Source organism: Nonomuraea sp. NPDC049607 (assembly GCF_040675375.1).
In the GTDB taxonomy this organism is placed as follows: Bacteria; Actinomycetota; Actinomycetes; order Streptosporangiales; family Streptosporangiaceae; genus Nonomuraea.
This window is the reverse complement of the sequence record NZ_JBFAOV010000011.1, coordinates 131,470-155,975: the sequence shown is the minus strand read 5'-3', so window position 1 is coordinate 155,975 and position 24,506 is coordinate 131,470. Positions and strand designations below refer to the sequence as shown.

The window sequence follows — 24,506 nt, the reverse complement described above, 5'->3', positions numbered from 1 at the left end:
TGGAGGATGACCTAGCGTCGCCCGGGTGACCGGATACAGACAGGTTCTCGCCGTTCCCGGAATGGCCGCGCTGCTGGGCGTCTCGCTGCTCGCCCGTGCCGCGATCACCGCCGACGTGACGGCGCTGACCATGTACGTCGTGCTGGGCCTGGACCTGGGCTACGTGGCGGCGGGCGGCGTCGTGGCGGCCCTGACCGCCGGGGTGGCGCTGGGCGGGCCGCTGCTCGGCCGCCTGATGGACCGGCGGGGACTGCGCACCGTGCTGCTGGCGACCGTCGCCGCGCAGGTCGTGTTCTGGGCGAGCGTGCCGGTCCTGCCGTACGGGGCACTGCTGGGCGCGGCCGTCGTGGCGGGGCTGCTGATGGTGCCGGTCCAGGCGGTGACCCGGCAGGCGATCGCCGCGATGACGACGCCGGGGCAGCGGCGGCCCGCGTTCGCGCTGGAGTCGGTGCAGGGCGAGCTGTCGTACCTGGTGGGGCCGGCGGTGGTCGTCCTGTGCGCGGCGCAGTTGTCCCCCGAGGTGGTGGCGTGGGGGCTCGGCGCGGTGATCGCGACCGGCGGGATCGGGGTCGCGCTGCTCAATCCGCCGCTGCGGGCCGAGGGCGAGCCGGAGGCCGGTGCGCCCGGGCGTACGCGGCGCCGGGAGTGGCTGGGCGGCCGGATGATCGCCGTCCTGACGATGGGGTTCGGCGCCACGGCGCTGCTCAGCGGCATCGACCTCGCCATCGTCGCCACGCTCAAGGAGGCGGGTCAGGTGTCCTGGGCCGCCGTGGTCGTGGCCGTGTTCGGCGTCACCTCCGTCGCGGGCGGGCTGATCCACGGCGTGCTGCCCCGGTCGCTGCCCACGTGGGCGCTGCTCGGCCTGCTCGGGCTGGTGACGATCCCCGCCGGGCTGGCCCACGACTGGCGCTGGCTGTGCCTGGCCGTCGTCGGCGCCGGGCTGCTCACCGCGCCGACCCTGGCCACGGTGGCCGACGCGGTGAGCAGGCTGGCGCCGGCCGGTGTACGGGGGGAGGCGACGGGTCTGCAGGCGTCGGCGGCCAGCGCGGGCTTCGCGCTCGGAGCGCCGCTCGCCGGGCTGGCGGTGGACGCGTCCATGCCAGGTGGCGGCTTCGCGGCCGCCGGGCTGGCCGGCCTCGCCGCCGCCCTGGCCGGGGGCCTGCTGTCCCGCTCCCGGCGCCCGCGCGGCGGGCCCGGCGAACCGGGCTTCACCGACAGCAGCACCCCGGTTACAGTACGAGGGCCGACACAGGTCTCCTGAGGGCGTGATGCGATGTGATGCCCGACGGACGGGCGGAGGTGTCCCGCGCGGTCGACCGGCGCGTGGCCCTGGCCCGGGAGTGGGACGCGCTGGTCCGGCAGGTCCGCGAGCTCGACGGGTTCGGCGACTTCCTGCGGCCGCCGCAGCCGAGCAGTCTGCTGCCGGCCGCCGCGCACGGCCCGGTCGTCATGGTCAACCTCAGCCAGTGGCGCTGTGACGCGCTGATCGTGACCGCCGACGGCGTACGGGCCGTCCCGCTGCCCGGGGTGACGCTGACAGCGGTCGCCGAGCGGACCGGCGGCTACCTCCGCGTCCTGCGCGCCGTCGACCAGGCCGTCCACGACCTGTACGCCGCCAGGGAGCGCTACGACGACGGCGACCACACCCCGGAGGCGATCAGGCGCTACACCGGCGCCAAGCTCGCGCTCAACCGGGCCGCCGAAACCCGCGAGGCCACGCTCACCGAGCTGCTGGCCTGGCTCTGGGACGAGATCGCCGCGCCGGTGCTCGCCGACCTGCGCCTCACCGCCCCCGTGGCGGAAGGCACGCCCTGGCCGCGTCTGTGGTGGTGCCCGACGGGGCTGCTGACCCTCCTCCCCATGCACGCCGCCGGTCATCACGACGGCACGGGCCGCGCGGTGATCGACCGGGCGATCTCCTCCTACACGCCCTCCCTGCGCGCCTTACGCGCGGCCCGCCGGCCCCTCGACCCGAACCCCGGCGACGAGCGCATGCTGGTCGTCGCCCTTGAGCGGACGACCGGCACGACCCCGCTCACCGACGTGGCACGCGAGCGCGACCTGCTCGCCTCCCTCTTCTCCTCCAGGGCGACGCTGCTGGAGGGCGAGGCCGCCACCACCGGCGCGGTGCGCGCCGAGCTGCCCCGCCACAGGTGGGCGCACTTCTGCTGCCACGGCGGCCAGGACCTCGCCGCGCCCTCGCAGGGCGGCCTGCTGCTGCACGACCGCGTCCTCACCATCGCCGACATCAGCGCCGACCTCAGCGCCGAGCCGTACCGGGGCGAGTTCGCGTTCCTGTCGGCCTGCATGACGGCCACCGGCGGGGTGGACCTCCCCGACGAGGCGATCACGCTGGCCGCCGCCCTGCACCACACCGGCTACCGGCAGGTCATCGGCACCCTCTGGTCGGTGTACGACGACCTGGCGGCCGACGTCGCCGAAGCCGTGTACGCCGACCTGACCGCGTCCGGCCGGTTCGAGCCGGGCCGCGCCGCCCACGCCCTGCACCGGGCGGTCCACGGTCTCCGCGACGCGCGGGGGCTCCCGCCGAGCGCGTGGACGCCTTTCGTGCACCTCGGTCCCTGAAGGAGGATCCATGACGGCCAGCGTCCCTTCGCCGGAGGACGGCGAGCCGCTGCCCTACAAGGAGGTCACCGACGAGGCGTACGCCCGGCTCGCCGCCGGCAGCTTCACGGTGGAGGAGCCGCGTCCGGGCACGCTGATCCTGCGCGGGCCCTGCCCCCGCTGCCGGGCGCCCATCGAGATCCCGCTCGTCAGCGGCATCGTCCGGTCGCCGCGCGCCGCCGGCGAACGGCTGCGCCGCAGGCCGCGACCGCAGCAGCAGACGGTGGAGCCGATGATGTGCACCTGCGAGGACGACCACCCCAACCGGCCGGAGGGCCGCTACGGGTGCGGCGCCTACTGGACGCTCACCGTCTCGGCGGGCCCGCGGTGAGCCACGTCCTCTCCCCCGGTCCGGGCCCCGCCGGTCCGGCCCACCTGCTGGTCGCCCAGGACCGGGAGCACCTGCTCCGTACCGAGCTGCCCAGGGTCCGCGAGGCCGCGGTCGCCTGGCGCAACGGTCTCGGCGGGCTGCTGGCCGCGCTCGTCGGCTTCAGCCTGATCAAGGGCCGGACGGACGTCGGACAGCTCGACCGGGGATGGGCCGTCGTGGTCGGCGTGCTGCTGCTGATCGCGCTGGTCGTCGGCGCCGTGGCCGCGCTGCTGCTCATCCGCGCGGCGCACGGACGGCCCGCGGTCGCCCCGACCAGGACGCTGCCGCCGCGCCGCGCCGCCGACCACCTCGAAGCGCTCGACTCGGCCGCCGCCCTGCGCCGCGGCATCGCGCTGACGCTCCTGTGCGCCGCGCTCCTCGTCGCCGCGATCGGCGCTACCTGGTACGGCCCCGAGGCCGGCAGGCCGTCCCTGTCGGTGACCACCCCGGCGGGCACGACCTGCGGGGCCGTCGTACGCGTCGCAGCGGGACGCGCCGTCCTGCGGACCAGGGGCGGGGAGGTCACCGCCGACCTCGCCGCGGCCACGGCGATCGAGGCGGTCGAGGCGTGTGCGTGACCGTGACAGGAAGGACGCCGACCGGCTCGTCCGGGCCGTGTGGCGGCGGATCTCCCGGTGCGTCGACCGCGGGGACCGCGACGCCTTCGCCGGCCCGTCCGCCCTGGCCGAGACGGCCGCGCTCATGCGGGTCACGGCGCCCGGCGACCTCGGTGACGCGGCCCGGCAGCACCGGCTGGTCGAGACGCTGGGCTGGGCGTGCTGGTGTCTGTATCGTGTCGCGCCGGTCGAGCGGCTGCCGTACCTGCAGCTCGCGCTGGTGTACTTCGAGACCGCGGTCCGGCTCGGGGGCACCCGGCTTCCCGAGCCCCTGAGGTCGGGGTTCGCCGCGGGGGCCGGGCACGCGGCGAACCTGTGGGGAGACCGCGCCCACGCGACGCTGACCGGGACGGCCGAGCCTGACGGACCGGCGCTGGACGAGGCGGTCGAGCTGCTGCGGCTGGCCATCGCCTACGCCCCGGACCACGACAACCCCACGTACGCCGGCGACCTGGCGAACCTGGGCGCCGCGCTGAGCCTGCGCCACCACAGGCGCGGGCACCCCGGTGACCTGCGGGAGGCGATCGCCGTCCTGGAGCGGGTCGCGGCGCGTGACGACGCCGACCTGCCGTCGGTCCTGACCAACCTGTTCCACGCCCAGCTCCGGTCGGTCCGGCTGAACGGCGGGACGACCCGGTACGCGCTCGCCGACACCGCCCAGCGGCTGGTGGACAGCACCGCTCCCGACGCCCCCGAACGCCCGGAGAGACTGATCTACCTGGCCACCTCGCTGGGCAGGGCCGCCGAGCGCACCGGCCGGGTCGAGGACCTCGAACGGGCCATCGCGGCCGGCAGGGAGGCGATCGGCCTCTCCGAGCACCGGCCGGAGCTCCGGCCCGCGGCCTACGGCGCCACGGCGGGCCTGCTCCAGGACCGGTTCGAGTCGACCGGCGACCGGGCACACCTCGACGAGGCCGTGGAGCTCCTGCGCGCGGCCGGCCACATGCCGCCCGCCCCCGGCCTGGACGTCCAGGGGCTCCTGCGCGCGCTGGCCACACTGCTCGCCGACCGGTACCGCGACGGCCGGGCGTCCGCCGATCTCGACGAGGCCACCCGGCTGGCGCACCGGCTGATGGCCGAGGCCCCACCCGGCGGCGAAGACGCCCGCGAGGCACGCACCCTCATGGCGCGCGTCCTGGCCTTCCGCTTCGAGCACACCGGGGAGCTGGACAGCCTGCTGGAGGCCGTCCGCCTGATGCGCGAGGCCACCGGCGTGGCCCACAGCACCCCGGCCGACCACGGGCAACTGGCCGTCGTCCTGCGCAAGCTGCACGAACGCACCGGCAGCCCCGAGGCGCTGCGCGAGGCCATCGCGGCCCACCGCACGGCGATGGCCATGGCGCCCCAGGACGAGCACCGGGCGTCGTCCTCGTCCAACCTGGCCTTCGCGCTGCGCAACGAGTTCGAGCTCAGCGGCGACCGGCAGAGCCTCGACGAGGCGATCAAGGTCGCGGGCGACGCGGTCGAGGCCACTCCTGGGGACACCGTCGAGCGCGTCGACCACCTCGTCAACCTGGCCACCGCGCTGCAGACCCGGTACCAGCACTTCGGCGACTCGGCCGACCTGGAACGCGCGGTGGACCTCTACCGGCGATCACTGACCGGCCCCCTGCCCGGCACCGACCAGCAGGTCACCTGCCTGCTGAACCTGGCGCAGGCGCTGCTCGACCGGCACGCGGCGCGCCGTTCGGACGAGGACCTGGCCACCGCCGTCGCCCTCACCGAACGGGCCGCCGGCCTGCTGCCCGACGGCCATCCCCGGGTCCCGGCGGCCCTGGCCGGACAGGCCCTGGCCCTGGCCGCCCGCGCCTCGGGCCCTGACCTGCGCCGGGCGATCGGCCTGCTGGAACGGGCGGTGGACGGCCTGCCCGACGACGACCCGATGCGCTCGTTCCTCCTGTCCAACCTGGGCAGATTCCTGCGCGACAGGTTTTCCGAAGCGGGCGACCAGGCCGACCTGCGCAGGGCGGTGGAGGTCTCGGAGGCCGGGCTGGCCCACACCCCGCCCGAATCGCCCTTCCACTCGCAACTCCTGCTGAACCTGGGCAGCGCCCACGCCGACCTGTTCGGCCAGTCGGGGGCGTCCGCGTCCGCCGACCGGGCCCTGGACTGCTGGCGGCGCGCCGCCCTGTCCGCCACGGCGGCCACGTCGGTACGGATGACCTGCGCGATCGCCTGGGCCCGGATGTCGGCCCGGCTGTCACCGGGGTCGCCCGGCACGATCGAGGCGTTCGGCACCGCGATCGAGCTGCTGCCCGTGCTGACCTGGCCGGGCCTGCCTCGTGACGACCAGGAACGGATGTTGCGGCCGACGATGCTCCTGGCCGGGGACGCGGCGGGCGCCGCGCTCGACGCCGGTGACGCCGGCCTCGCGGTCGCCTTTCTCGACCAGGGGTGCAGCGTCCTGTGGTCGCACCTGCTCGCCACCCGCTCGGACCTGTCGGAACTGCGCGAGAGGGACCCGGCGCTGGCCGCCCGCCTGGACGCGGTCCGCCACCGGCTCTCCGGCTCCGAACCCGCCACGGGAGGAGGACTGCCGTGACGCGTGAGGAGGACGTACGGGCCGATGTGCCGCGTGAGGAGGAGGTACAGGCCGCCTTACGGCGTTGTCTGGACGTGGCCGGGGACTCCGGGGAGCTGGTCTCGCGGCTCGCCGGAGAGCCGCTGGCGGAGACGGCCGCGTTCGTCCGGCGGCTGCACGACCTGCTTCAGGGCGCCGGGCCCGACGCCGGGGCGGCGGCGACGGTCGTACGGTTGATCGACCGGCGCCGGTCGGCGATGGCCGCTCTGGGGATCGAGCACTCGTTCGGCGAGCATGTGCCCGACGGGGTCCTGGACGGCTGGGACGCGCTGGTCGACGCCGACGGTCTCGCGGCGGCCGCTGCGGCGGTGGTCGAGTTCTCGATGACGGCGCAGGAGGAGTTCGACTCCTTCGCGCAGGTGCTCGTCGCCGACGCGCTGGCCCGCCAGGACGAGGTCAACGCGGTGCGCTACCACGCGCGGTGGGAGCTGCTGCGCGAGTGCCGGGCGATCGGCGTACCCGCGACCCTCGCCCGGCGAAGCATCCCCGGCCTCACCGACGCACTGCACGCGATGACCGCCTACGTGGCAGCCACCCCGCCCCCACCTCCCACCGTGCCCCCGCCTCCGGTCGTGGCCCCGGCGCCGATGGAGGAGGTGCTTCCCCCGGTGGTGCGCGCCCTGCTCCAGGGCGCCGCCGCCCTGGCGCACGCGCTGCCCGAACGGGACGCGACCCCTCTCGACGGCGCCTCTCTGGATGCGGCTGTCGAGCTTGCGCGGTGGGCTCGGGAGGCGACGCCGGATCTGGCGCCGTACGCGCCGCTGCTCCGCGGCTTCCACGCGACACTGCTTCTTGTCCGGCACCGAAGGACCGGCGACAGGAACGACCTGGAGCTCGCCGCCGACGGCCTGCTCGCCGCGGTGGACGAGTCGGCCTGGATCGACCCGTACGCGCCCGTCCTGGTGGCGGCGGCGAACGTGTGCCTCGCCCGCCTCTGGAGGTCGGACGCCACGCACGACCGGCGACGCCTGGACGCCTTGATCGGCTGCCAGCGCGCCGCCGGGACGTTCGCCACGGGCGAGGCCGAGGCGGAGCTGTCGTGGTGGGCCGGCCGGATGAGGGAACTGGCCCGGTCCGGGACCGGATCGGTGACCGCCGCCAACGTCGCACGCCTGGAGAGGGCGCGCACCGCGCTCAGCACCCGCGCCGGACCCGGTGGCGAGCTGCCGATCCCCCTCCTGCCGGGCCTCCCACCGCTTCCCGGATGACCGACGCCCCCTTTCTGCGGAGGCCCGGTCCCGCTCCGCGGAGGCCCGCGAGTGGCCCGGCAGGTCGGCGACGAGCACGGGCGGCCCGGAACGCGGGCGATGACCGCAGGTGGGCCGGCAGACGGGTGCCCGTCTGCCGGCCCGATGGACCCACCGCTGAACCTAGGGACTGATCAGGAGGAAGGAGAAGTCCTGTTTCGTCCTGCGGTTCGGCGGGATGTCGATCTTGACCCGGCGGGCGATCTCGTCCCGGCTGACGCCCAGCCCGAGGCCGATGAGCCGATCGGGACGCAACGGCACGGGATCATCGAAGGTGACCATGACCCGAAGGGGCCACGGACTATCGGGGACGGCGGGCGCGCGGAGTTCCCAGCACCCGTCCCAGTCGAGCGCGTACCGGTTGCGGCGGGCGGTCAACGGGTCGAGAAGGACCTGCGCGGCGAGGGACGGCGAGTTGGCCGAGTAACCGGCCAGCAGGCGGGGGGCCAGCGACCGGACCGGAACCCGGTCGTGGACGGTGAGCTTGCCGGTCCGGTCACAGGAAAGGCAATTGACCAGGAGCCAGACGTCGAGGAGCTTGCCGTTGGCGTTGACCCGGAACCTGCCGTCACCGACGGTGGCGCGGTCGGACGGGCAGGCCACGCACCGCAGGACGAGCAGGGGCAGGCGGGTGCGCCGCACCACCCAGGGCAGCACGATATGAGGATGTGAAGACATGATCTCTCTGAAGACCTGACGAAGAGCACGGAAAACAGAGCCGACGGCGTCCGTCGGCGACCGATGCGCAGGAAGGTGTCAGGTCTAGAGAGCAGGCGGCGTCATGCGCGCGAAGTCCTCACGAAGGGATGGGGGCCGGTGGGGGCAGGGGCTCAGCTCAGGCGGGTGCGCAGCAGGCAGAACTCGTTGTCCTCGGGATCGGCCAGGACGCGCCACGGTTCTTCGCCGGTCTGGCCGACGTCGGCCGGGCGTGCTCCGAGCTTCAGCAGGCGTTCGAGTTCGGCGGCCTGGTCGCGGTCGGTGGCGTTGACGTCGAAGTGCAGTCGCAGCCTGCCTGTCTTGGGCTCGGTGGTGGGGCTGAAGACGAGTGTCGGCTGCAGCCCGCCGAACCCTTCCCGCGGCCCGATCTCCACCGCGCCGTCGTCCTCGGTGTCGAGCACGACGAAGTCCAGCACCTCGCACCAGAAGGCCGCGAGCCGGTGCGGATCACGGCAGGGGACGATCAGTTCGGAGATGCGGCTAGCCATGATCGGCACACTACCGGCGGCGGGTCGCACCCGGCCAACGCTTTACGGCCCGGGGTGACTCCCACGTGCGGCCACCTTCACGATCACTTTTGCTGTGACTTGATCACCGGAGTTCTCTCTTTGGGTACGTGAGCTGATACACCCAGTAAGGGGGAGCGATGACCGTGAGGATAGCCTGGGTCTGCGCGCTGTTGGTCGTGATCGCCGTGGTGGTCCCGACGGCGCTGAAGGCGAAGCCGCGCAAGCAGCCGTCCGCCGCCCGCCCTGACGTGTCCGGCGTCCCGTTCGGGGTGTTCCTCGCCTCAGACTGGCGCGGGCCGCACCTGATGAGCGCGTTCGAGGCGTGGCTGGGAGCGGAGGTCCGGGTGGGGCGGACGTACGTGCCGGGCGAGGCGTGGAACGCGCTGGGCGGGCCCGACTTCGTCCTGCAACCCTGGATGCGGTGGCGGGCCGCCGAGCCGTCGCGCATGCTCGTGCTCAACGTGCCGATGGTCATGCCGAACGAGGGCGACCTCCCGGACGACACGGTGTCGGTGCTGCTGAACGCCGGCGCGGACGGCGCGTTCGACCCGTACTTCGACCGGCTGGCCCGGACGCTGGTCGCCGGGCACGCGCCGGACACGGTGATCGTCCCGGGCTGGGAGATGAACGGCCTGACCTACTCCAGCCGCTGCTCGGCCGATCCGCAGGCGTGGATGGCGTACTGGAGGCGGATCGTCACCGTGATGCGGGCGGTGCCGGGGCAGCGCTTCCGCTTCGACTTCAGCCCCAACCGGGGCCCGGACGCCATCGGCTGGACCGAGTGCTACCCCGGCGACGACGTGGTGGACATCATCGGCATGGACAGCTACGACCAGGGCCCGGGCCAGCAGTTCTCCGACTACGTCGACCAGCCGTACGGGCTGGAGGCGCAGGCCGAGTTCGCGTCCTCGCACGGCAAGAAGATCTCCTTCCCCGAGTGGGGGCTGTTCCGGTACGGCGACCGGCCGGAGTTCGTGCGCGCCATGCTCGACTGGATCGCCCGGCACGACGTGGCCTACCACTCGATCGTGGACTACTGCCCGCACGGCGTCTGGCGTTGCCCGGCCAACCCGAAGTCGTCGCGGGTCTTCCGTCAGCTCATGCGCGACCCGGGCTTCCAGCCGGGGCCGTCCGCGCCGCCGACGTTCCCACCGACCTTTGAGCTGCCGACGCCCCCTCAGCCCAGCCCGGCCGTCTCCTCCGTGGCCGTCTCCTCGGCTGCGGACGTCCCCGCCCCGGCGGCCACGCCGGCTTCGGGCTGACCCGGCCGCGCCAGCCGCAGCGCGTGCGCGGCCAGCCGGTCGAGGGTGACGCCGAGGTCGAACTCGGCCGCCCGCGACAGCGCCGCCCGCTCCTCCTCGTGCCGCATGGCCGGGTCCGTCAGCCGGGCCACGATCGCCACGGCCAGCGCCGCCGGGTCCCGCGGCTCGACGAGCGCGCCGGTCTCCGGGGTGACCACCTCCGTGAGACCGGCGACGGCGGCGGCCACCACCGACCGCCCGGTGGCCATGGCCTCCAGCACGGTCAGCGGCAACCCCTCCCACCGGGACGGCAGCGCCACCAGGTCGGCGGCGGCGTACCAGGGCCGCGGATCGCCGCTCGCCCCCGGCATGAGGACGCCGGGCGGCGCGTCGCGGCGCAGCCGGCCGTAGTCGTCCCCGTCGCCGACGAGGGCGAGGCAGGCGTCCGGGACGCAGGCGGCGATCTGCGGCCAGGACTCGACCAGCAGGTCCTGGCCCTTCTGCCGGGTGATCCGGCCGACGCAGACGACCAGCGGCGCTCGCCGGGAAAGGCCCAGGTCACGGCGGGCGGCGAGGCGCTCGTCGGGCGTGGCGGGCGGGAAGCGGGCCAGGTCCACGCCGTTGCGGACGACGGTCAGCGGGCCGCCCACGCCCGCGTCCCGGGCCTGCCGGTACTCGCCCTGGCCGACGCAGAGCCCGAGCTGCGTCCACCGGGTGGCGACGCGTTCCCAGAGGGTGGACGCGGTGGCGAGCGTCCCCCGGCAGGCCAGCCAGGACCAGCCGTGCGGCTGGAACAGCGTCGGCACGCGGCCACGCAGCACCGCCCGGCCGACCAGCCCGGCCTTGGAGGAGTGCAGATGCACCACGTCGGGACGGAACCGGCGCACGATGCGCCTCAGGGCGACGGCGGCGGCCAGGTCGGCCGGATGCGGCGCCCGTGCGGCGGGCCACGGCAGGTGCGGCAGCCCGATCGCGGCCAGCCGCTCGCCGAGCCGCCCTCGCGGGGGTGCGGCGACGGCGACCGTCCATCCGCGCCGGCTCTGGTCGGCGCAGGCGCTCTCGACGTAGGCGGCGACGCCGCCCTCGGTGGGCTGGGTGACGTGGAGCACGCGCGGCGCCCGTGGGCCGTGCGGGACGAAGGACGTCATCGCGCCCTGCGCAGAACCCGGTCGAGCGCTTCCCACCGTCGGCCGAGCGCGCGGCCGCGCACCCGGTCGAGCGTCGCCCACCGCCCGCGGAGCGTCCGGCCGCCCACCCGGGCGCGGGCCGCGAGGGCGTAGGCCGTCGCGACGGGCGTCCTGGCCAGCAGGAGCCGGTGGCTGACCGCGCACTGTCCGCCCCATTTGGTCTTGTGGGACTCGGCTCCGCGCAGCAGCGACATCGTCGGGCGGCCCAGCTCGTGCGCGAGCCCGAGGTCGGTGCGGAGCAGCAGGGTCACGACGTCCACCTGGGCGCGCAGGTCGGGGTGGGTGCCGTAGAGGTAGCCGCCGACGAAGTCCTTGCCGACGATCACCAGGTCCACCGCGACGACCTGGCCGTCGAGGTGGTACTCGATCAGCCGCGCCTGCTGCTCGGCCACCAGCCGCCGGGCGGCGCGGGCCAGGTGGGCGCGGAAGCGCGGCTTGGTGTGCTCGACGTTGATGCCCCGGCCCTGCCACTGCAGGGCGTGCAGGTCGAGCAGGCGGGCGACGGCGTGCTCGGCCTCGGCGGCCGGGACGTCCCTGACCTGGATGGGGGCCTCGTCCACGCGTCTGAGCTCGCGGCGCAGCTTGTTCCCGTTCTTGCCGGGCAGCCCGGCGAGCAGCCGGCCGAGAGGGACGCCGGGCAGTTCGACGCACGTCGAGGCGGGCAGCCGCCAGGAACGGCCCGGCCAGGCCGCCGCGAGCCGTTCGGCGTCCGCGCCCGGCCGCACCTCGGGCAGGTCGAGCACGTCCCATCCGGGCAGCTCGGCGAGGGCCCGGCCGAGTGCCGCCGGGAGGTCGGGGTCCCCGTCCTCGATCAGGACGTCGGTGAAGTCGGACTGGTCGCCGCCGAGCGGCCGCAGGACGCGCAGCCCCGCCCGGCGCACGGTCATGACGGGGGCGGCGGCCACCAGCCGTCCCCGGCGGCGCAGCAGGACGGCGCTCAGGTTGGCGTTCCGGCCGTAGGTCTCCCACCACGACGACAGCCAGACGTGCGACTGGAACGGCGTCGCGGCCGGGGAGCGGTCGTGCAGGTCGGCCCACTCCCCCGCCAGGGCGCGCAGGCGGCTGGAGCCGGTCACGACCTCGGTGGCCAGGTCAGGGGTCTGCCGGGTCGTGGTCGTCATGCGGACACCGTGTCGGCCGGCCGGCGTGCGGGCGCGGCCTCCTGATCGTCCCGGCGCCCCCGGGCGGGGACCGCCATCCAGATCAGGGCGGCCAGCAGGAGCCCGGCGGCCGTGGCCACGGCGGTGGCGATCAGGGGCTGGGGTGAGCCGGGCGAGGCGGGCGGCACGGCCGGGGCGAAGCTGGACAGGCGGACGCCGGTGTCGGCGCTGTGCCGGTTGGCGTAGGCGGTGAGCGCGCTCGCCACGCTGTTGGCCCGCCTGGCGGCCTCCTCCGGGGTGCCGGCGATGGCGGCCAGCCGGATCAGCGGCGCGTCGGGCGAGGCCGACGCCTGCAGAGTGGTCCGCAGCAGCTCGCCGTCGGCCAGGTAGGCGTCGCCGTTCCCGGCGAGCAGGCCGGGGTGGACGGCCACCCTGGCGTAGGCCTGGGCGAAGTCGGCGTCCTGCGTGGGGACGCCCTGCCGCGCCGAGCTGACCACCGCGTAGGCGTCGGCGGTGTAGACGGGCTCCTGGACCAGCGAGTACGTCAGCCCCGTCCCCATGCCGATCAGCGGGAGCGCGAGCAGGGACCAGGTGCGGAGCGCGCCGGCGGCGCGCTGGACCGGGTGAGTCATGACAGCCTTTCCTGGTGGCGCCTGGCGAGCAGGCGGTCGTAGAGGTCGTGCAGGCGCCGGGCTTGCCGGCGCACGTCGTAGCGGTCCAGGGCGGGGGGTGGCGGCAGGCGCGTGCGGGGCGCGGCGAGGAGCGCGGCCAGCTCGTCGGCCAGCCGGTGTGACGGCACCCGGCGGGCACCGGGCACGGCTCCGGGCGGCAGGTCGTCGATCGCCGGGCACGAGCCGTACAGCACGGGCAGGCCCGCGGCGAGCGCCTCGACGACGGCCAGCCCGAACGTCTCCTCCTGCGAGGGGGCGGCCAGCACGTCCATGGCCGACAGCAGGGCCGGCACATGCGCGGTCTCCCCGGCGAACACGACGCGCCGCTCGACGCCGAGCCGCGCGGCCAGCCCACGCAGCCGGGGCTGTTCAGGGCCGGTGCCGACGAGCAGGAGCACCGCGCCGTCCAGCCGCGGCAGCGCCTCGACGAGCAGGTGGAAGTTCTTGCCCGCGACCAGGCGGCCGACCCCGCCGACGACGAACGCCTCCGGCGGGATCCCCAGGCTCAGCCTGGCCGGTCCGGCGGCCCGCGGATCGTGGCGGAAGGCGGACAGGTCGACACCGTTGGGGATGGTGACCACGCGTGCGGGCGGCAGGCCCCAGCCGTGCAGCCGGTCGGCCACGGCCGGGGAGACCGCGACGACGGCGTGGGTCAGGCGGGACGTCGTGCGGTAGAGCGTGCGGATCGGCGCGGTGACGGGCCGTCCCTCGATGTGCCGGGCCCCGGCCGAGTGCTCGGTGGTGACGACGACCGGCACGCGGGCCAGCCGGGCGGCGAGCGGCGCGTAGACGCAGGCCCGGTACAGGTGCGCGTGCACGACCTGGTAGCGGCCGGCGCGCATGAGGGCGGTGAGCCGGGGCAGCGCGCGCAGGTCCCGGTTGCCGCCCATGCCCACGGCGCGTACGGGCGTCCCGCCGGCGCGGATGGCGTCGGCCAGGGCACCGGGCCGGGTCAGGACGGCGACCTCGCTGGCGCAGTCCATGTGGGGCAGCAGGGTCCGCAGTTGCTGCTCGGCCCCGCCCGCGGCCAGCCCGGTGATGACGTGCAGGACCTTCATCGGGCCAGCCCCCAGCGCAGCCGGTGGCAGGCGTTCTTGGCGAGCAGCCGGGCGGCGGTGTCGCGGTCACCGACGTAGCGGCGCGGCAGGGCGTGCGCCCCGGCGAGCCTGCCCGGACGGACGGCGCAGGCGTGCTCGTACCCGGCCCGTCGGACGGCGGCGACCTCGCGGGCGGTCAGCTCGCCGTAGGGATAGGCGAAACCGGTGACGGGGGCGCCGAGCACGTCCTGGAGCATGAGCTTGCTCGTGGTCAGCTCGTCGGCGAGCTCGCCTGGGGCGGCGGCCGGCAGGTGGGGGTGGCTGTGGGTGTGGGAGCCGACCTCCATGCCGGCGGCGGCCACCCGGCGCAGCGTGTCGGCGTCCATCAGGGGGCGGGGGGTGACGTCGCGGTCCCAGGCGTTGTGGCCGCCGATCCGGCCGGCGACGACGTAGACGGTCGCGGTGAAGCCGTAACCGGCCAGCACCGGGACGACGTCGGTGGCGAAGTCGGCGTAGCCGTCGTCGAAGGTGAGCCCGACGAGCCCGCGCCGGTCGCCCGGATGGTTCAGCAGCTCGTGCACCGAAACGCCGCGCAGCCCGCGCCGGGCGAGCCAGCGGATGTGCGCGGCGAAGCGCTCGGGGGTGACGACGATGTCGAAGGGGTCCTCGTCGCGTTCGGCGACGGAGTGGTACATCCAGATGAGCGGCAGCGCGCCGATGCGCGTGCTCATACGCGCTCTCCTTCCCTGACGGTCGTGACGGCCCTACGGAACGGCGACAGGCCGAGGCGATGGAGACCGGCCAGCATGAGCGCGGCGGTCACGGTGATTCCGACGGCGTTGGCCAGGGCGATGCCGCCCTGCGCCATGCCGGGGACGAGCGCCACGGACAGCGTCGCGGTCAGGGTGAGGCCGGCGGCCATCGCCAGGGCCGGGTACCACAGCTCGCGCCCGCCCCGGGCGCAGAAGTAGGCCCTGCAGACCACGCTCACGACGGTGTGGCCCAGCAGGCCGATCGTGTACAGCCGCAGGACATGCTCGGTGGCGGCGGCGTCCTGGTCGTCGAAGGCGCCGCGGTGCAGCAGCAGGCCCACGACCATCGGTGCGAAGGCGACCAGCAGCGCGGCGGCGCCGACCGTGACGGCCGCCGCCGTCGCCAGGTCGCGGGCCAGCAGCCGCCAGGCCCGTACGGTGTCCCCCGCGGCGATGCTGCGGGCCAGGTGGGGGTAGGTGACGGTGGCCAGCATCAGCGAGACCACCATCGGCACCTGGGCGATCTTCTGGGCGTAGTTGAGATGGGAGATCGCGCCGGCGGGCAGGTCGGCGGCGAGCACGCGTTCGACCAGCACCTGCCCCTGCCGCAGCAGCGTGAAGGCGACGATGGGCAGCAGCGCGGCGACCGGCAGCACCAGGCGGCGGGGCATCCGGCGGGGCAGGCCGACGCGCCGCAGGTACGCCGGCGCCTGCATGCCGACCATGAGGACGGCGCCCACCGCGACCCCCCACGCGGCGGCCCGCACGCCGAGCGTGTCGTGCCAGACGACCAGGCAGCCGACGAGGGCCACGTTGTAGGCCAGGCCGGTGGCCGCGGGCGGGCCGAAGACGTGATGGGCCCGAAGGGCCGCGCTGGCGTATCCCGCCAGCGCGAACGGCAGGACGCAGCCGCAGCAGATCCGCCAGCACTGCACGGCCAGCCCGGCCTGCGGAAGGCCGGGGGCCAGCGCCGCCACCAGCCAGGGCGCGAACGCCGCGGCGCACACGGCGACGGCGGCGAGCGCGGCGGCCAGGGCGGGCAGCGTCCGCTCCACCAGCGCCGCCCGCTGTCCGTCCCCGGTCGCCGTGCTGAACAGCGGGATCAGCCACAGGGCCATCGCCCCTTCGATGAGCAGCGGCGCGGCGGTCTCGGGGACGGTCCAGGCGACCAGGAAAGCGTCGGTGTCGGCGTTGGCGCCGAACAGCGCGGCCATCAGCAGGTCGCGTACGTATCCGAGGGCCGAGCCCGCGCCGACGAGCATCGTGGTGAGGGCCGCGGCGCGCAGGTCGGCCGCGCCCCGGCTCAGCACGCGGGCCGCCGCGACGGGAGCGCGGCGTCGGCGCGTCCCATCGCCAGGCCCAGCATGACCGACATGACCAGGCTGGTCGCGCCGCCGATGTCGGCGTAGGCGAAGTCCACCGCCAGCCACGTCATGAAGCCGGCGGCGGCCAGCCCCGCCGGGCCGGACCGTCCGGGACGGGCGAGCGTGCGCACGAGCACCCCGCCCACGAGCAGCGCGAACGCCGACAGGCCGACGAGCCCCTGCTCGCTGAGCACCAGCAGGTACATGTTGTGCGGGGACAGCAGCGGCTGGCGGCGGTAGCCGCCGGTCGCGTCCTCGATGTCGCTGCCCGAGGACAGGGCCAGCGGCGCGTAGGTGTCACGCCAGGCGGCGAACCCCTTGGGACCGACGCCGGTGACCGGGTGGTCCTGCCACATGCGGGCCGCCGCCTGCCACAGCTGGTACCGGTCCGACACCGATCTGTCGGGCTGGACCACCGAGGAGGAGATGGAGGCGACGCGCTCGGCGACGATCCCGCCGGCGGGCGCGCCCAGGAGCGTCAGGAGCACGGCCCCGGCCGTGGCGGCGACGGCGGCACCCACGGCCGGCCGTGCGCCGCGCAGCACGAGCATCACCGCCACGGCGCAGCCGACCGCGACCCAGGTGCCGCGGCTGAGGGACATGACGAGCGGCGGGCAGAGCGCCGCCGCGGCGATCAGCGCGGCGACGCGCCGGCGAGGGCCGCCGGCGAGCGCGACCGCCAGGGCGATGATCAGTCCGAAGCTGACCATGCTGGCCAGCGCCATGACCTCGCCCGCGCCGAACGTGCCGACCGCGCGGATCGGCAGGCCCGCGTAGGAGGCGCCGCTGCCCGTGAGCGCCTGCCGGCAGCCGATCACGGCCTGGACGAGCGACACGGCGGCGACGGCGCCGCCCACCAGCAGCAGGTCCGACCGCTGCCGTACCGCCACCGTCACGGCGACGGGGACCAGGACGAACACCTGGAGGAACCGGGCCAGGCCGGGCAGCGCGAGCAGGACGTCGGACGCCGTGAGGGCGGCCGCCGTCGCCGCGAGCACCGCGGGTGCGACGAGCAGGGCCCACCTGCCGGGACGCGCACCGCCCCGCGCCAGGCTCACCACCACGGACACCAGCAGCGCCAGCGACATCAGGTCGGCGACCTGCGGCTGGACGACGTCCGCGGCGTGCGGCGCGGCGGGCACGCACACCGCGATCACCGTCAGCGCGGCCCAGAAGCTCGGACGGGCCGGCAGTCGGCCCAGGGACGGCAGGAACGTCCTGATCACGATCGTCCCGGCCACAGCAGGCAACCGACCGTCCGGATCATGATCTTGATGTCCCGGCGCAGGGACCAGGTGTCGATGTAGTGGTTGTCCAGCCGCGCCCGGTCCTCGATCGAGGTGTCGCCGCGCAGGCCGTGGGTCTGGGCCAGGCCGGTGAGGCCGACGGGCAGGCGGTGGCGGCGTCCGTAGTGGTGGTCGCCGCGCGAGAACAGCTCCACGAAGTGCGGCCGTTCGGGCCGGGGGCCGACCAGGCTCATGTCGCCGCGCAGCACGTTCCACAGCTGCGGCAGCTCGTCCACGGAACAGGAGCGCAGCAGCCGGGCGGACCGGGTCAGACTGGGGTCGTCGGCGATGCTCCAGCGGGTGTCGGACTCGCCGGCGCGCAGCGGGGCGAAGGTGCGGAGCTTGACGATCTCGATGGGCGTCCCGGCGATCCCCACCCGGACCTGCCGGAACAGCACCCCCGGTCCTCCCTGCCTGCGCAGCAGCAGCATGCAGGCGAGCAGCACCGGGGCGCTGACGACCAGCCCGGCCGCGGCCAGCCCGACGTCCAGGGCGCGCTTGAGCGGCCAGGACGCGCGCCGCTGCGGCAACGGCCGCATGCGCAGCACCGGGAACCCCCGGACGTGCTCCCCCACGGGGACGAAGTCGACCAGCACGCCGCCGGGCTGCGGCGCCAGGTACACCGGGTAGCCCGCCTGCCGGGCCTGCTGCGCGAGCCGGTGGGTCTGCTCCTCGCCGCCCGGGGGCGGGGCCAGGACCACCACGCGGGCCAGGTGCCTGCGTGCCATGGTGAGCAGGGTCTCCGGGTCGTCCACGATCGGCTCGTACGGGGCCTGGCCCAGCACGTCGCCGGCGCCGCCGACGGGCAGCAGGCCGTACTCGGTGTGGCGCAGCAGGGTCAGCGCGAGGTTCCTGGCGTGCGCGCCGGAGCCCACCACCAGCGTGGGCACCAGTGCGCCGCGGCGGCGGGCCTGGCGCAGCACCGCGTAGACCAGTCCGCGCCCGGTCAGCGTCAGCCCGAGGTAGGCGACGACGACCCGCGACGACTCGCCCGTCCAGGTGATCAGCGTCGTCTCGTGGTCCAGGGCCACGACGGTCAGCGCGCCGGCGATCGCGGTGGCGCATCCCCCTCGCCACATCCATCCGTCCATGACGGACGGCGACAGCCGGATCCGGTACGTGCCGCCCGCCAGGTTCAGCAGGACGAGCAGCCCCGCCGCCAGGCAGGCGAGCAGCACGCCGTACCCGGCGTCGAGAACGGGCGCGGCCAGCGCGACGGCGTCGACGCTCGCGTCGGCCAGGGAGCAGATGGTCCAGCATGTCACCGGACGCCGCCGGCCGGGGGCGCGGCGGGAGGCGCCTCGCTGCGACAGCAGCATGCCCTTTGACGGGGAGTGCGGGAAGGGTTCTTCTTCCCGAAGGGGTGTGACCATATCTGCTCCATTGCAAAAAGACAACGGCGATCCATAAAGAGTGCGATATCCACGAACAGGGGATGGATATGACTGTCCTACTTATCGCGAAAATTCGCTCATCTTTGGCCTCCATTCCGATAATCGCCCTGATTCGCGGGCAGCGACCAACTTACTTGGCGGGTTCACAGGTACGGCCGTGTGGACGGGATGGCGTCCCACAAAGATTGCGAATTTTCGGGTGTCGCGAAGCTAGGCCATTTGTCCCGGTTCGCCGTTCAGGTAGCGATGAAGATCTTTGCCGGGGCATGGCGACGGTATGACGCAACCGGACGGACGGGTTCAGGAGGCGGGTTTCGGGAGGTCCGCGAGGGTCCGCGCGCCGGCCGCCCGGCGGTGGCGGGCGGACCCGCTGGACAGTCCGAATGGGCATTACCGCCACACTTGGGGAGCCGGGCGGCTAGGCTCCCCAATCGCCACTGGCCCCCGTCCGCCGATTTCAGTACGTTCTCACTGGTCCCTACGGAAGCCCCCATGCCGTCATTACGTTCGCGTGAAGAGAACTCGCGCGACGGCGAGGACGACAGCTCGCCGCCGCGCCAGGACGCTCCGCGCGCCATCGCGGCCGAGACGGCGCTGAGCACTCTGGTGGGTGTGATCGTCACCCGGATATGGACGGATTTCACCGCTTTTGTGGAACAAATCCCCGGCGGCTACTACGTCGGGGTGTCTCTGCTCACCGGGGCGGTCTTCCTGACGATCTGGGCCGCTTCGAGACTGAGCCCGGCACGGGTCCGGGCCGCGGCCGCCGAGCGGGGCGCCCGCGCGTGGCGGTGGATCTGGCGGAAGACGCCTCGGGGTCTGCGCCGGGCCGCGCGGGTGTTGCGCCTCAACCGCGCGGTCCGGCTGCTGCTGGCGGTCTACCTGGCCGCCGTCGCGGGGGCGTGCGTGGTCGCCGTGGGCGCGGGCGGCGTGTGGGCGTACCGGCGGCTGGGTCTCGGACCGTGCGATCCCCCGCAGGAGCTGACCGTCATGACCGCACCGGAGAACGTGAGCGCGCTGCGGATCGCCGCCGAGGCGTTCGTCGGGAGCCGGTCGGAGCACGGTTGCGCGTTGCACCGCGTCTCGGTCTACCCGGAGGCGTCCGTCGAGGAGCTGGCCTACGGCTTCGACAACGACTGGCAGCGGGACGGCTACAACCAGAACGGCGACCCGTACACGCGGCTGCTCACCCCGCGTCCGGACCTGTGGGTGGCGACCACGGCGGCGGAGCTCGGCCTGGTGTTCGGCGGGGACGACCGGCTCAGGGCCGCGCCCGTGCGGATCGAGCCCCTGGGCGACGCGGGCGCCGACCGGCTGACGCTGGCGGTGTCGAGCTCCCGCTACGGCGTGCTCAACCAGATCCTGCCCGCGCGCGGGCCCGGCCGCGGTCTCGACGCGGCGCTGGCGGCCGCCCGGGGCCGGCAGCGGATGCGCCTGACCTACCCCGAGCCGAGCCTGTCGGTCGCCGGGCTGGTCGCCGCCGCGCGGGTCGTGGACACCGACAGCGGCAAGGAGATCGCCCGCAGCGCCGGCCTCGGGGGAACCGTCGGGGAGACCTTGTGCCGGTTCCGCACGGGGTCGAAGGACGAGCGCGACGACCTCGCCTTCCTCGTGCCGTCCCGTGCCGTCGTGGACCTCAACGCCGGCCTGCCGGGCTCCACCCCCTGCCCCGGCAGGCAGCTCAGCGGCGGCGACGCCCTCATGGACGTGAAACCCGAGGCCGGCACGCTGATCACGCATCCCGTCCACGGGGTGAGCTGGCCCGGGGACGCGCCCGCGCGCATGGAAGCCGTGCGCGACCTGGCCGCCTGGCTGTCCCGGACGCGCCCGCTCGACACCCGCCCCGACCCGGCCGGCAAGGCGACCCAGGACGACCTGGGCATGGTCCGCGAGCGGATCGCCGCCAAACTGCCGTCGGTGAGCGTCCAGGTGGCGCTGGACGGGTCGGGCTCGATGGCGGAGTCGCCCTCCTCCCTGCTGGCCAGGGTCCGGGACGCGCTCTCAGCCGTACGCGGCTCACTGGGCAACGACGACCGGCTGTCCGTGAGCCTGTTCCACCGGCCAGAGCAGGGCGGGCGGGTGGTCAGGTTCGAGCCCGAGGTCTACCACCGGCAGGACTGGGAGCGCCTGCAGTCGCGGCTCGCCGAAGCGCCGCGCGGAGCCAGGGACGCGCCGATCTCGCAGGCGTTGAGGGACCTGGGCCACGAACTGGACCCGCCCGGCAGGCCGGTCGTCGTGATCACCGACGGCGGTCCCTTCAGGTCCGACGAGAAGGACGACGACAAGGTGGCGCAGGCCCTCGAACGGGCGGCGCGCGACGCGGCCACCGTTCTGGACGTGCACGTCCTGGTGGTCGGCGACGCCGCCTGCCCGCCCGGACTCGGACCGGGGCCCGTCCCGGCCGGCGGGGTGACCTGCACCGCCGTGGCCCACAACAACCTGGAGGACGCCTTGCGCAACCTGATCTCGGTGATCAGGGGGCGGCCCTGATGTCCGGCCGGCCGGTCGCCGAACGGGTCGCGGCGGGCGTCGCGTTCGTGGTGACGGTGTGCCTGCTGGCGTACCTGCTGGTCGCCGACCGCACCGCCCGGCCGGACCGCGTGTGCCCGTCCCATCTCCAGGAAGGGCTGCGGGTGGCGGCGGGTGACGACATCAGTGCCAGCACCTACCGGCGCGAGCTGTTCGACGAGTGGAACGCCCACCACCAGCCCCGCGTGACGCTGGTGGAGATGGGCGAGACCACCGACGACGAACGCAAGGAGATGGTCACCGCGGCCCAGGCGGGGCGATGCGCGTACGACGTCCTGGTCATGGACGTGGCCTGGGTGCCGGAGTTCGCCCGCAACGGCTTCCTGCGGGAGACCCCGCTGACCCCGCAGGAACGCGCGGCCTTCGTGCCGCAGGCCCTGCGCACCGGCGAGGTGGACGGCACGCAGTACGCCGTCCCCTTCGGCACCAACGTCCCGCTGCTGTACTACAAGTCGGGCCTGCCCTACCCCCGCACCCTGGACGAGTTCCTGGACCTGGCCTCCCGGCACCGCTACGCCGCCCAGCTCGACGACTACGAGGGCGGCACGGTCAACCTGCTGGAGGCGATGCTCTCCGGCGGCGGCGAGATCATGCGGGACGACCGCGTGGTGCTGGACGAGCCGGGCAACGCGGACAAGGCGCGGACGGCGCTGGCACGGTGGAGCACGATGACCCGCGCCGTCCTGGAGGACCGGCCGCGGTACGCGAGTCTGCAGGAGCGTACGAGCATGCGCGAGTTCCGCCGGCCGGACGTCGGCTACCTGCGCGACTGGGCGTTCTCCTTCCACGAGCTGGCCGCCGACCCGGCCCTGCGCCCCGCCTCCGGAACCCTGCGCTTCAAGGTCGGCAAGTTTCCCACCCACGGCACCCTGGGCGGTTTCAACCTGGCCATCGCCAGGGACTCCCCGCACGCGAAGGAGGCTATGGAGCTCATCCGGTTCCTGACCGGGCAAAAGCGCCAGAGCAGGCTGTTCGCCTGCGGCGGCTACCCTCCGGTGATCGAGGCCGTGTACGCCGAGTTCCGCGACCGGCCGACGGCCTGCCGGAAGACGACCACGGACCCGCCCGGCGACACCGTCGGCCCCCGGGAGCTCAGCGCGCTGGCCGGGGCCGTCCACGCCGGTCTCCAGGACACCGTCACCCGGCCCGCCTCCCCGTACTATCCGGCGTTCAGCGAGGTGTTCCGGGGCTGTGTCCGCCAGGCGGTGCTGAAGGGCCCCGACTCACCGCCGATCGACTACCCGGCCTTCGCCGCCGCCCTCCGCGCCGCGCTGGACGGCCGTCCCGCCGACCGGAACGCCTGCTCAGGCTCCACCTGAGGGCGCCTGAGGCCGTCCGAACAGCCGTCCGAGCTGGTGTTCGACGAGCGCCGCGGCGTCCTCGGCGGTGTAGTGGCCGATGACGATCGGGTTCACCAGGCCCTGGGCGAAGGCGAACAACATGGCCGCCTCCTTGACGGCGTCGACGTCGGCGGCCACCTGACCGGCCGCCTGGGCCGCCCTGAGCTGACCGGCGTAGAAGTCGAGGACGATCGGCAGGCCCGCGCGCAGCAGCGCCGCCAGCGGCTCGGCCACCACTGAACGCGCGAGGAAGGCCAGCCCGACGCGCGCCTCGAACCGGCGCTCCTCGTCCAGCGGCAGGAGTTCCAGGAGCGCCACGCGCAGGAGGCCGAGGGGGGTGCCGTCGTGCGCGGCGGCGGCGACCCGGAGGCTGATCCGGGTGTTGAGGTGTTGCAGGGCGAGCGTGAGCATCTCGTCCTTGCTGGCGAAGTAGTGCTGCACCGCGCCCATGGACATGCCCGCCTCGGCCGCGACCTCGCGCAGGCTGACGCTGTCCATGCCCTTGGCATCGATGACGCGGTGCACGGCGTCGGCGATGTGCCGCCGGCGCGTCTCGTGGTCGACGATCTTCGGCATCGGTTCCCAGTTTTTGTCATGCGGTCGCATTGCGAAGCGAACGCCCGCCTTTTACCATGCGAGTGCATGATAAACGAGGGCGAGGTGGACGTCGTGCGCGTACTGATCGTCGGGGTGGGCACGCGGGGTGACGTGGCCCCGTACACGGGGCTGGGCGTACGGCTGCGGGAGGCCGGGCACGAGGTGGCCGTCGCCTGCCACCAGCCGTACGCCGACCTGGTGACCACCGCGGGTCTGGAGCATCGGGACATCCCGGGCGACCTGTTCCCCCTGCTGCCCGCGGGCAAGGGCGGCGCGCGGGTCTCCCCGGCCGCCAAGCTCGCCCTGTTCGCCGAGTACGGCAGGCAGGTCTCCGGCGGCATCGTCCGGGCCGCCGCGGCGGGGACCGACGTCCTGCTGCTCAACGTGGCCGCCTCGGCCGGGTACCACGTGGCCGAGGCGATGGGCGTCCCGAGCATGGGCGTGCACCTGCAGCCGGTGGAGCCCACGGGGGACTTCCCGCCGGTCATGAGCGTCGTGCGCCGCTCGCTCGGCCGGTGGGGCAACCGGACGGCGGCCCGCCTGGCGTTCGCGCTGCCCTCGCCCGCGCACGCCGGGTCGGCCAAGGAGTTACGGGCCGCGCTCGGGCTGCCGCCGATCGGCTCGCGGGAGGCGTACCGGCGGCGGGAGGCCGCGTGCTGGCCGGTCCTGCACGGGTTCAGCCCGTCGGTGCTGCCCCGACCGGCCGACTGGCGGGCGGGGCTGGAGGTGACGGGCTACTGGTGGCCGGTACGTCCGGCTGGCTGGCGGCCCGACCCGCGCCTGCGCGACTTCCTCGACTCCGGCCCGCCCCCGGTGTTCGTGGGCTTCGGCAGCCAGGCGGGCCCGCGCGCCGACCACTACACCGACCTGGCCCTTCACGCCCTGCGGCTGGCCGGCCTGCGCGGCGTGCTCCAGACGGGCGTGCCCGGAACGCTGAACGACGACGTGCTGGGCGTCGCGGACGTGCCGCACGAGTGGCTGTTCCCGCGCATGGCCGCCGTCGCCCACCACTGCGGCAGCGGGACCACGGGGGCCGGGCTGCGGGCGGGCGTGCCCGCCGTCGGCCTGCCCGCCCTGGCCGACCAGCCGTTGTGGGCGTCCCGGCTGGCCGCGCTCGGGGTCGGCCCGGCCGCCGTCCCCTTCCGCCGCCTGTCCCCGGAACGGCTCGCGGCCGCCCTGCGCGCGGCCGTGAGCGAGCCCTCGTACGCACGGCGGGCCGCGGAGCTGTCGGAACGCATCAGGGTGGAGGACGGGGGCGCGGCCGTGGTGGCGGCGGTGAACAGCCTGGCATGACCGCCCGCCGCATCCCGGCCTCCTGGCGGGCATAATGCGTTGATCGCCG

General features: G+C 74.7%; 21 protein-coding genes. 10 read left to right on the top strand and 11 right to left on the bottom strand.

The features are described 5' to 3' along the window. The first annotated feature begins 25 nt into the window (after window positions 1-25). The 6 genes from AB0J97_RS23050 to AB0J97_RS23025 are packed head-to-tail and all read left to right on the top strand — an operon-like array spanning window position 26 to window position 7,401. Window positions 26-1,261 carry an MFS transporter gene (locus tag AB0J97_RS23050; protein WP_364091767.1) on the top strand — a complete coding sequence of 412 codons (1,236 nt, stop codon included), beginning with the start codon at window positions 26-28 and terminating at the stop codon, window positions 1,259-1,261. Window positions 1,262-1,278: 17 nt separating this feature from the next. Next, window positions 1,279-2,586: a CHAT domain-containing protein gene (locus AB0J97_RS23045; protein ID WP_364091765.1), complete on the top strand. Its 1,308-nt coding sequence runs from the start codon at window positions 1,279-1,281 to the stop codon at window positions 2,584-2,586. Between the two features lie 10 nt (window positions 2,587-2,596). Then, entirely contained in the window at window positions 2,597-2,956 is a 360-nt protein-coding gene (locus AB0J97_RS23040; protein ID WP_364091764.1) for a hypothetical protein, read from the top strand. Next, window positions 2,953-3,573, top strand: a complete 621-nt coding sequence (locus AB0J97_RS23035) for a hypothetical protein (protein WP_364091762.1) — start codon at window positions 2,953-2,955, stop codon at window positions 3,571-3,573. The genes AB0J97_RS23040 and AB0J97_RS23035 overlap by 4 nt, the downstream gene beginning before the upstream one ends. Continuing rightward, complete coding sequence (locus AB0J97_RS23030; protein WP_364091760.1) at window positions 3,566-6,154, top strand: hypothetical protein; 2,589 nt, start codon at window positions 3,566-3,568, stop codon at window positions 6,152-6,154. The genes AB0J97_RS23035 and AB0J97_RS23030 overlap by 8 nt, the downstream gene beginning before the upstream one ends. Next, complete coding sequence (locus tag AB0J97_RS23025) at window positions 6,151-7,401, top strand: hypothetical protein (RefSeq protein ID WP_364091758.1); 1,251 nt, start codon at window positions 6,151-6,153, stop codon at window positions 7,399-7,401. The genes AB0J97_RS23030 and AB0J97_RS23025 overlap by 4 nt, the downstream gene beginning before the upstream one ends. A 162-nt stretch (window positions 7,402-7,563) precedes the next feature. Here the strand turns inward: AB0J97_RS23025 and AB0J97_RS23020 are convergent, their stop codons facing one another. After that, complete coding sequence (locus tag AB0J97_RS23020) at window positions 7,564-8,097, bottom strand: DUF1062 domain-containing protein (protein ID WP_364091756.1); 534 nt, start codon at window positions 8,095-8,097, stop codon at window positions 7,564-7,566. A 173-nt stretch (window positions 8,098-8,270) separates the two neighbouring features. Next, the gene (locus AB0J97_RS23015; protein ID WP_364091754.1) at window positions 8,271-8,645 is read right to left on the bottom strand and encodes a VOC family protein; all 375 of its coding nucleotides are present in this window, start codon (window positions 8,643-8,645) and stop codon (window positions 8,271-8,273) included. A 158-nt stretch (window positions 8,646-8,803) separates the two neighbouring features. Here AB0J97_RS23015 and AB0J97_RS23010 point away from each other — a divergent pair, with 158 nt between their 5' ends. Beyond that, entirely contained in the window at window positions 8,804-9,928 is a 1,125-nt protein-coding gene (locus AB0J97_RS23010) for a glycosyl hydrolase (protein ID WP_364091752.1), read from the top strand. Here AB0J97_RS23010 and AB0J97_RS23005 read toward each other — a convergent pair. The 8 genes from AB0J97_RS23005 to AB0J97_RS22970 are packed head-to-tail and all read right to left on the bottom strand — an operon-like array spanning window position 9,844 to window position 18,677. After that, a complete protein-coding gene (locus AB0J97_RS23005; RefSeq protein WP_364091750.1) occupies window positions 9,844-11,055 on the bottom strand; it encodes a glycosyltransferase in 1,212 nt (403 codons plus the stop codon). The genes AB0J97_RS23010 and AB0J97_RS23005 overlap by 85 nt on opposite strands. Then, window positions 11,052-12,215, bottom strand: coding sequence for a GNAT family N-acetyltransferase (locus AB0J97_RS23000; protein WP_364091748.1), 1,164 nt, complete (start codon window positions 12,213-12,215; stop codon window positions 11,052-11,054). Before AB0J97_RS23000 ends, AB0J97_RS23005 begins: the two co-directional genes overlap by 4 nt. After that, a complete protein-coding gene (locus AB0J97_RS22995) occupies window positions 12,212-12,826 on the bottom strand; it encodes a hypothetical protein (protein ID WP_364091746.1) in 615 nt (204 codons plus the stop codon). Before AB0J97_RS22995 ends, AB0J97_RS23000 begins: the two co-directional genes overlap by 4 nt. Then, complete coding sequence (locus AB0J97_RS22990; RefSeq protein WP_357708994.1) at window positions 12,823-13,923, bottom strand: glycosyltransferase; 1,101 nt, start codon at window positions 13,921-13,923, stop codon at window positions 12,823-12,825. The genes AB0J97_RS22995 and AB0J97_RS22990 overlap by 4 nt, the downstream gene beginning before the upstream one ends. After that, on the bottom strand, window positions 13,920-14,633 hold the full coding sequence (locus AB0J97_RS22985; RefSeq protein ID WP_364091744.1) for a polysaccharide deacetylase family protein: 714 nt from the start codon (window positions 14,631-14,633) through the stop codon (window positions 13,920-13,922). The genes AB0J97_RS22990 and AB0J97_RS22985 overlap by 4 nt, the downstream gene beginning before the upstream one ends. Continuing rightward, the gene (locus AB0J97_RS22980; RefSeq protein WP_364091742.1) at window positions 14,630-15,964 is read right to left on the bottom strand and encodes a lipid II flippase MurJ; all 1,335 of its coding nucleotides are present in this window, start codon (window positions 15,962-15,964) and stop codon (window positions 14,630-14,632) included. Before AB0J97_RS22980 ends, AB0J97_RS22985 begins: the two co-directional genes overlap by 4 nt. Beyond that, on the bottom strand, window positions 15,958-17,259 hold the full coding sequence (locus AB0J97_RS22975; protein WP_364091740.1) for an O-antigen ligase family protein: 1,302 nt from the start codon (window positions 17,257-17,259) through the stop codon (window positions 15,958-15,960). Before AB0J97_RS22975 ends, AB0J97_RS22980 begins: the two co-directional genes overlap by 7 nt. Beyond that, the gene (locus AB0J97_RS22970) at window positions 17,241-18,677 is read right to left on the bottom strand and encodes a sugar transferase (protein ID WP_357709273.1); all 1,437 of its coding nucleotides are present in this window, start codon (window positions 18,675-18,677) and stop codon (window positions 17,241-17,243) included. The genes AB0J97_RS22975 and AB0J97_RS22970 overlap by 19 nt, the downstream gene beginning before the upstream one ends. Before the next feature lie 513 nt (window positions 18,678-19,190). Here AB0J97_RS22970 and AB0J97_RS22965 point away from each other — a divergent pair. Then, window positions 19,191-21,188, top strand: coding sequence for a vWA domain-containing protein (locus AB0J97_RS22965; RefSeq protein WP_364091737.1), 1,998 nt, complete (start codon window positions 19,191-19,193; stop codon window positions 21,186-21,188). After that, window positions 21,188-22,546 (top strand): extracellular solute-binding protein, encoded by a 1,359-nt coding sequence (locus AB0J97_RS22960; RefSeq protein WP_364091735.1) that lies wholly within the window; start codon window positions 21,188-21,190, stop codon window positions 22,544-22,546. Before AB0J97_RS22965 ends, AB0J97_RS22960 begins: the two co-directional genes overlap by 1 nt. Here AB0J97_RS22960 and AB0J97_RS22955 read toward each other — a convergent pair. Continuing rightward, window positions 22,532-23,143 carry a TetR/AcrR family transcriptional regulator gene (locus tag AB0J97_RS22955; RefSeq protein ID WP_364091733.1) on the bottom strand — a complete coding sequence of 204 codons (612 nt, stop codon included), beginning with the start codon at window positions 23,141-23,143 and terminating at the stop codon, window positions 22,532-22,534. The genes AB0J97_RS22960 and AB0J97_RS22955 overlap by 15 nt on opposite strands. A 66-nt stretch (window positions 23,144-23,209) precedes the next feature. Between AB0J97_RS22955 and AB0J97_RS22950 the strand changes: the two genes are divergently transcribed. After that, window positions 23,210-24,457 carry a glycosyltransferase gene (locus tag AB0J97_RS22950; RefSeq protein WP_364091731.1) on the top strand — a complete coding sequence of 416 codons (1,248 nt, stop codon included), beginning with the start codon at window positions 23,210-23,212 and terminating at the stop codon, window positions 24,455-24,457. Window positions 24,458-24,506 lie beyond the last annotated feature (49 nt).

What these genes read in the sequence shown, in the direction of transcription:
- AB0J97_RS23045 (WP_364091765.1), top strand. Translation starts at nt 1,279, where the DNA reads ATGCCCGACGGACGGGCGGAGGTGTCCCGCGCGGTCGACCGGCGCGTG.
- AB0J97_RS23040 (WP_364091764.1), top strand. Translation starts at nt 2,597, where the DNA reads ATGACGGCCAGCGTCCCTTCGCCGGAGGACGGCGAGCCGCTGCCCTAC.
- AB0J97_RS23015 (WP_364091754.1), bottom strand. Translation starts at nt 8,645, where the DNA reads ATGGCTAGCCGCATCTCCGAACTGATCGTCCCCTGCCGTGATCCGCAC.
- AB0J97_RS23010 (WP_364091752.1), top strand. Translation starts at nt 8,804, where the DNA reads ATGACCGTGAGGATAGCCTGGGTCTGCGCGCTGTTGGTCGTGATCGCC.
- AB0J97_RS23005 (WP_364091750.1), bottom strand. Translation starts at nt 11,055, where the DNA reads ATGACGTCCTTCGTCCCGCACGGCCCACGGGCGCCGCGCGTGCTCCAC.
- AB0J97_RS23000 (WP_364091748.1), bottom strand. Translation starts at nt 12,215, where the DNA reads ATGACGACCACGACCCGGCAGACCCCTGACCTGGCCACCGAGGTCGTG.
- AB0J97_RS22995 (WP_364091746.1), bottom strand. Translation starts at nt 12,826, where the DNA reads ATGACTCACCCGGTCCAGCGCGCCGCCGGCGCGCTCCGCACCTGGTCC.
- AB0J97_RS22990 (WP_357708994.1), bottom strand. Translation starts at nt 13,923, where the DNA reads ATGAAGGTCCTGCACGTCATCACCGGGCTGGCCGCGGGCGGGGCCGAG.
- AB0J97_RS22985 (WP_364091744.1), bottom strand. Translation starts at nt 14,633, where the DNA reads ATGAGCACGCGCATCGGCGCGCTGCCGCTCATCTGGATGTACCACTCC.
- AB0J97_RS22970 (WP_357709273.1), bottom strand. Translation starts at nt 18,677, where the DNA reads ATGGTCACACCCCTTCGGGAAGAAGAACCCTTCCCGCACTCCCCGTCA.
- AB0J97_RS22965 (WP_364091737.1), top strand. Translation starts at nt 19,191, where the DNA reads ATGCCGTCATTACGTTCGCGTGAAGAGAACTCGCGCGACGGCGAGGAC.
- AB0J97_RS22960 (WP_364091735.1), top strand. Translation starts at nt 21,188, where the DNA reads ATGTCCGGCCGGCCGGTCGCCGAACGGGTCGCGGCGGGCGTCGCGTTC.
- AB0J97_RS22955 (WP_364091733.1), bottom strand. Translation starts at nt 23,143, where the DNA reads ATGCCGAAGATCGTCGACCACGAGACGCGCCGGCGGCACATCGCCGAC.
- AB0J97_RS22950 (WP_364091731.1), top strand. Translation starts at nt 23,210, where the DNA reads ATGATAAACGAGGGCGAGGTGGACGTCGTGCGCGTACTGATCGTCGGG.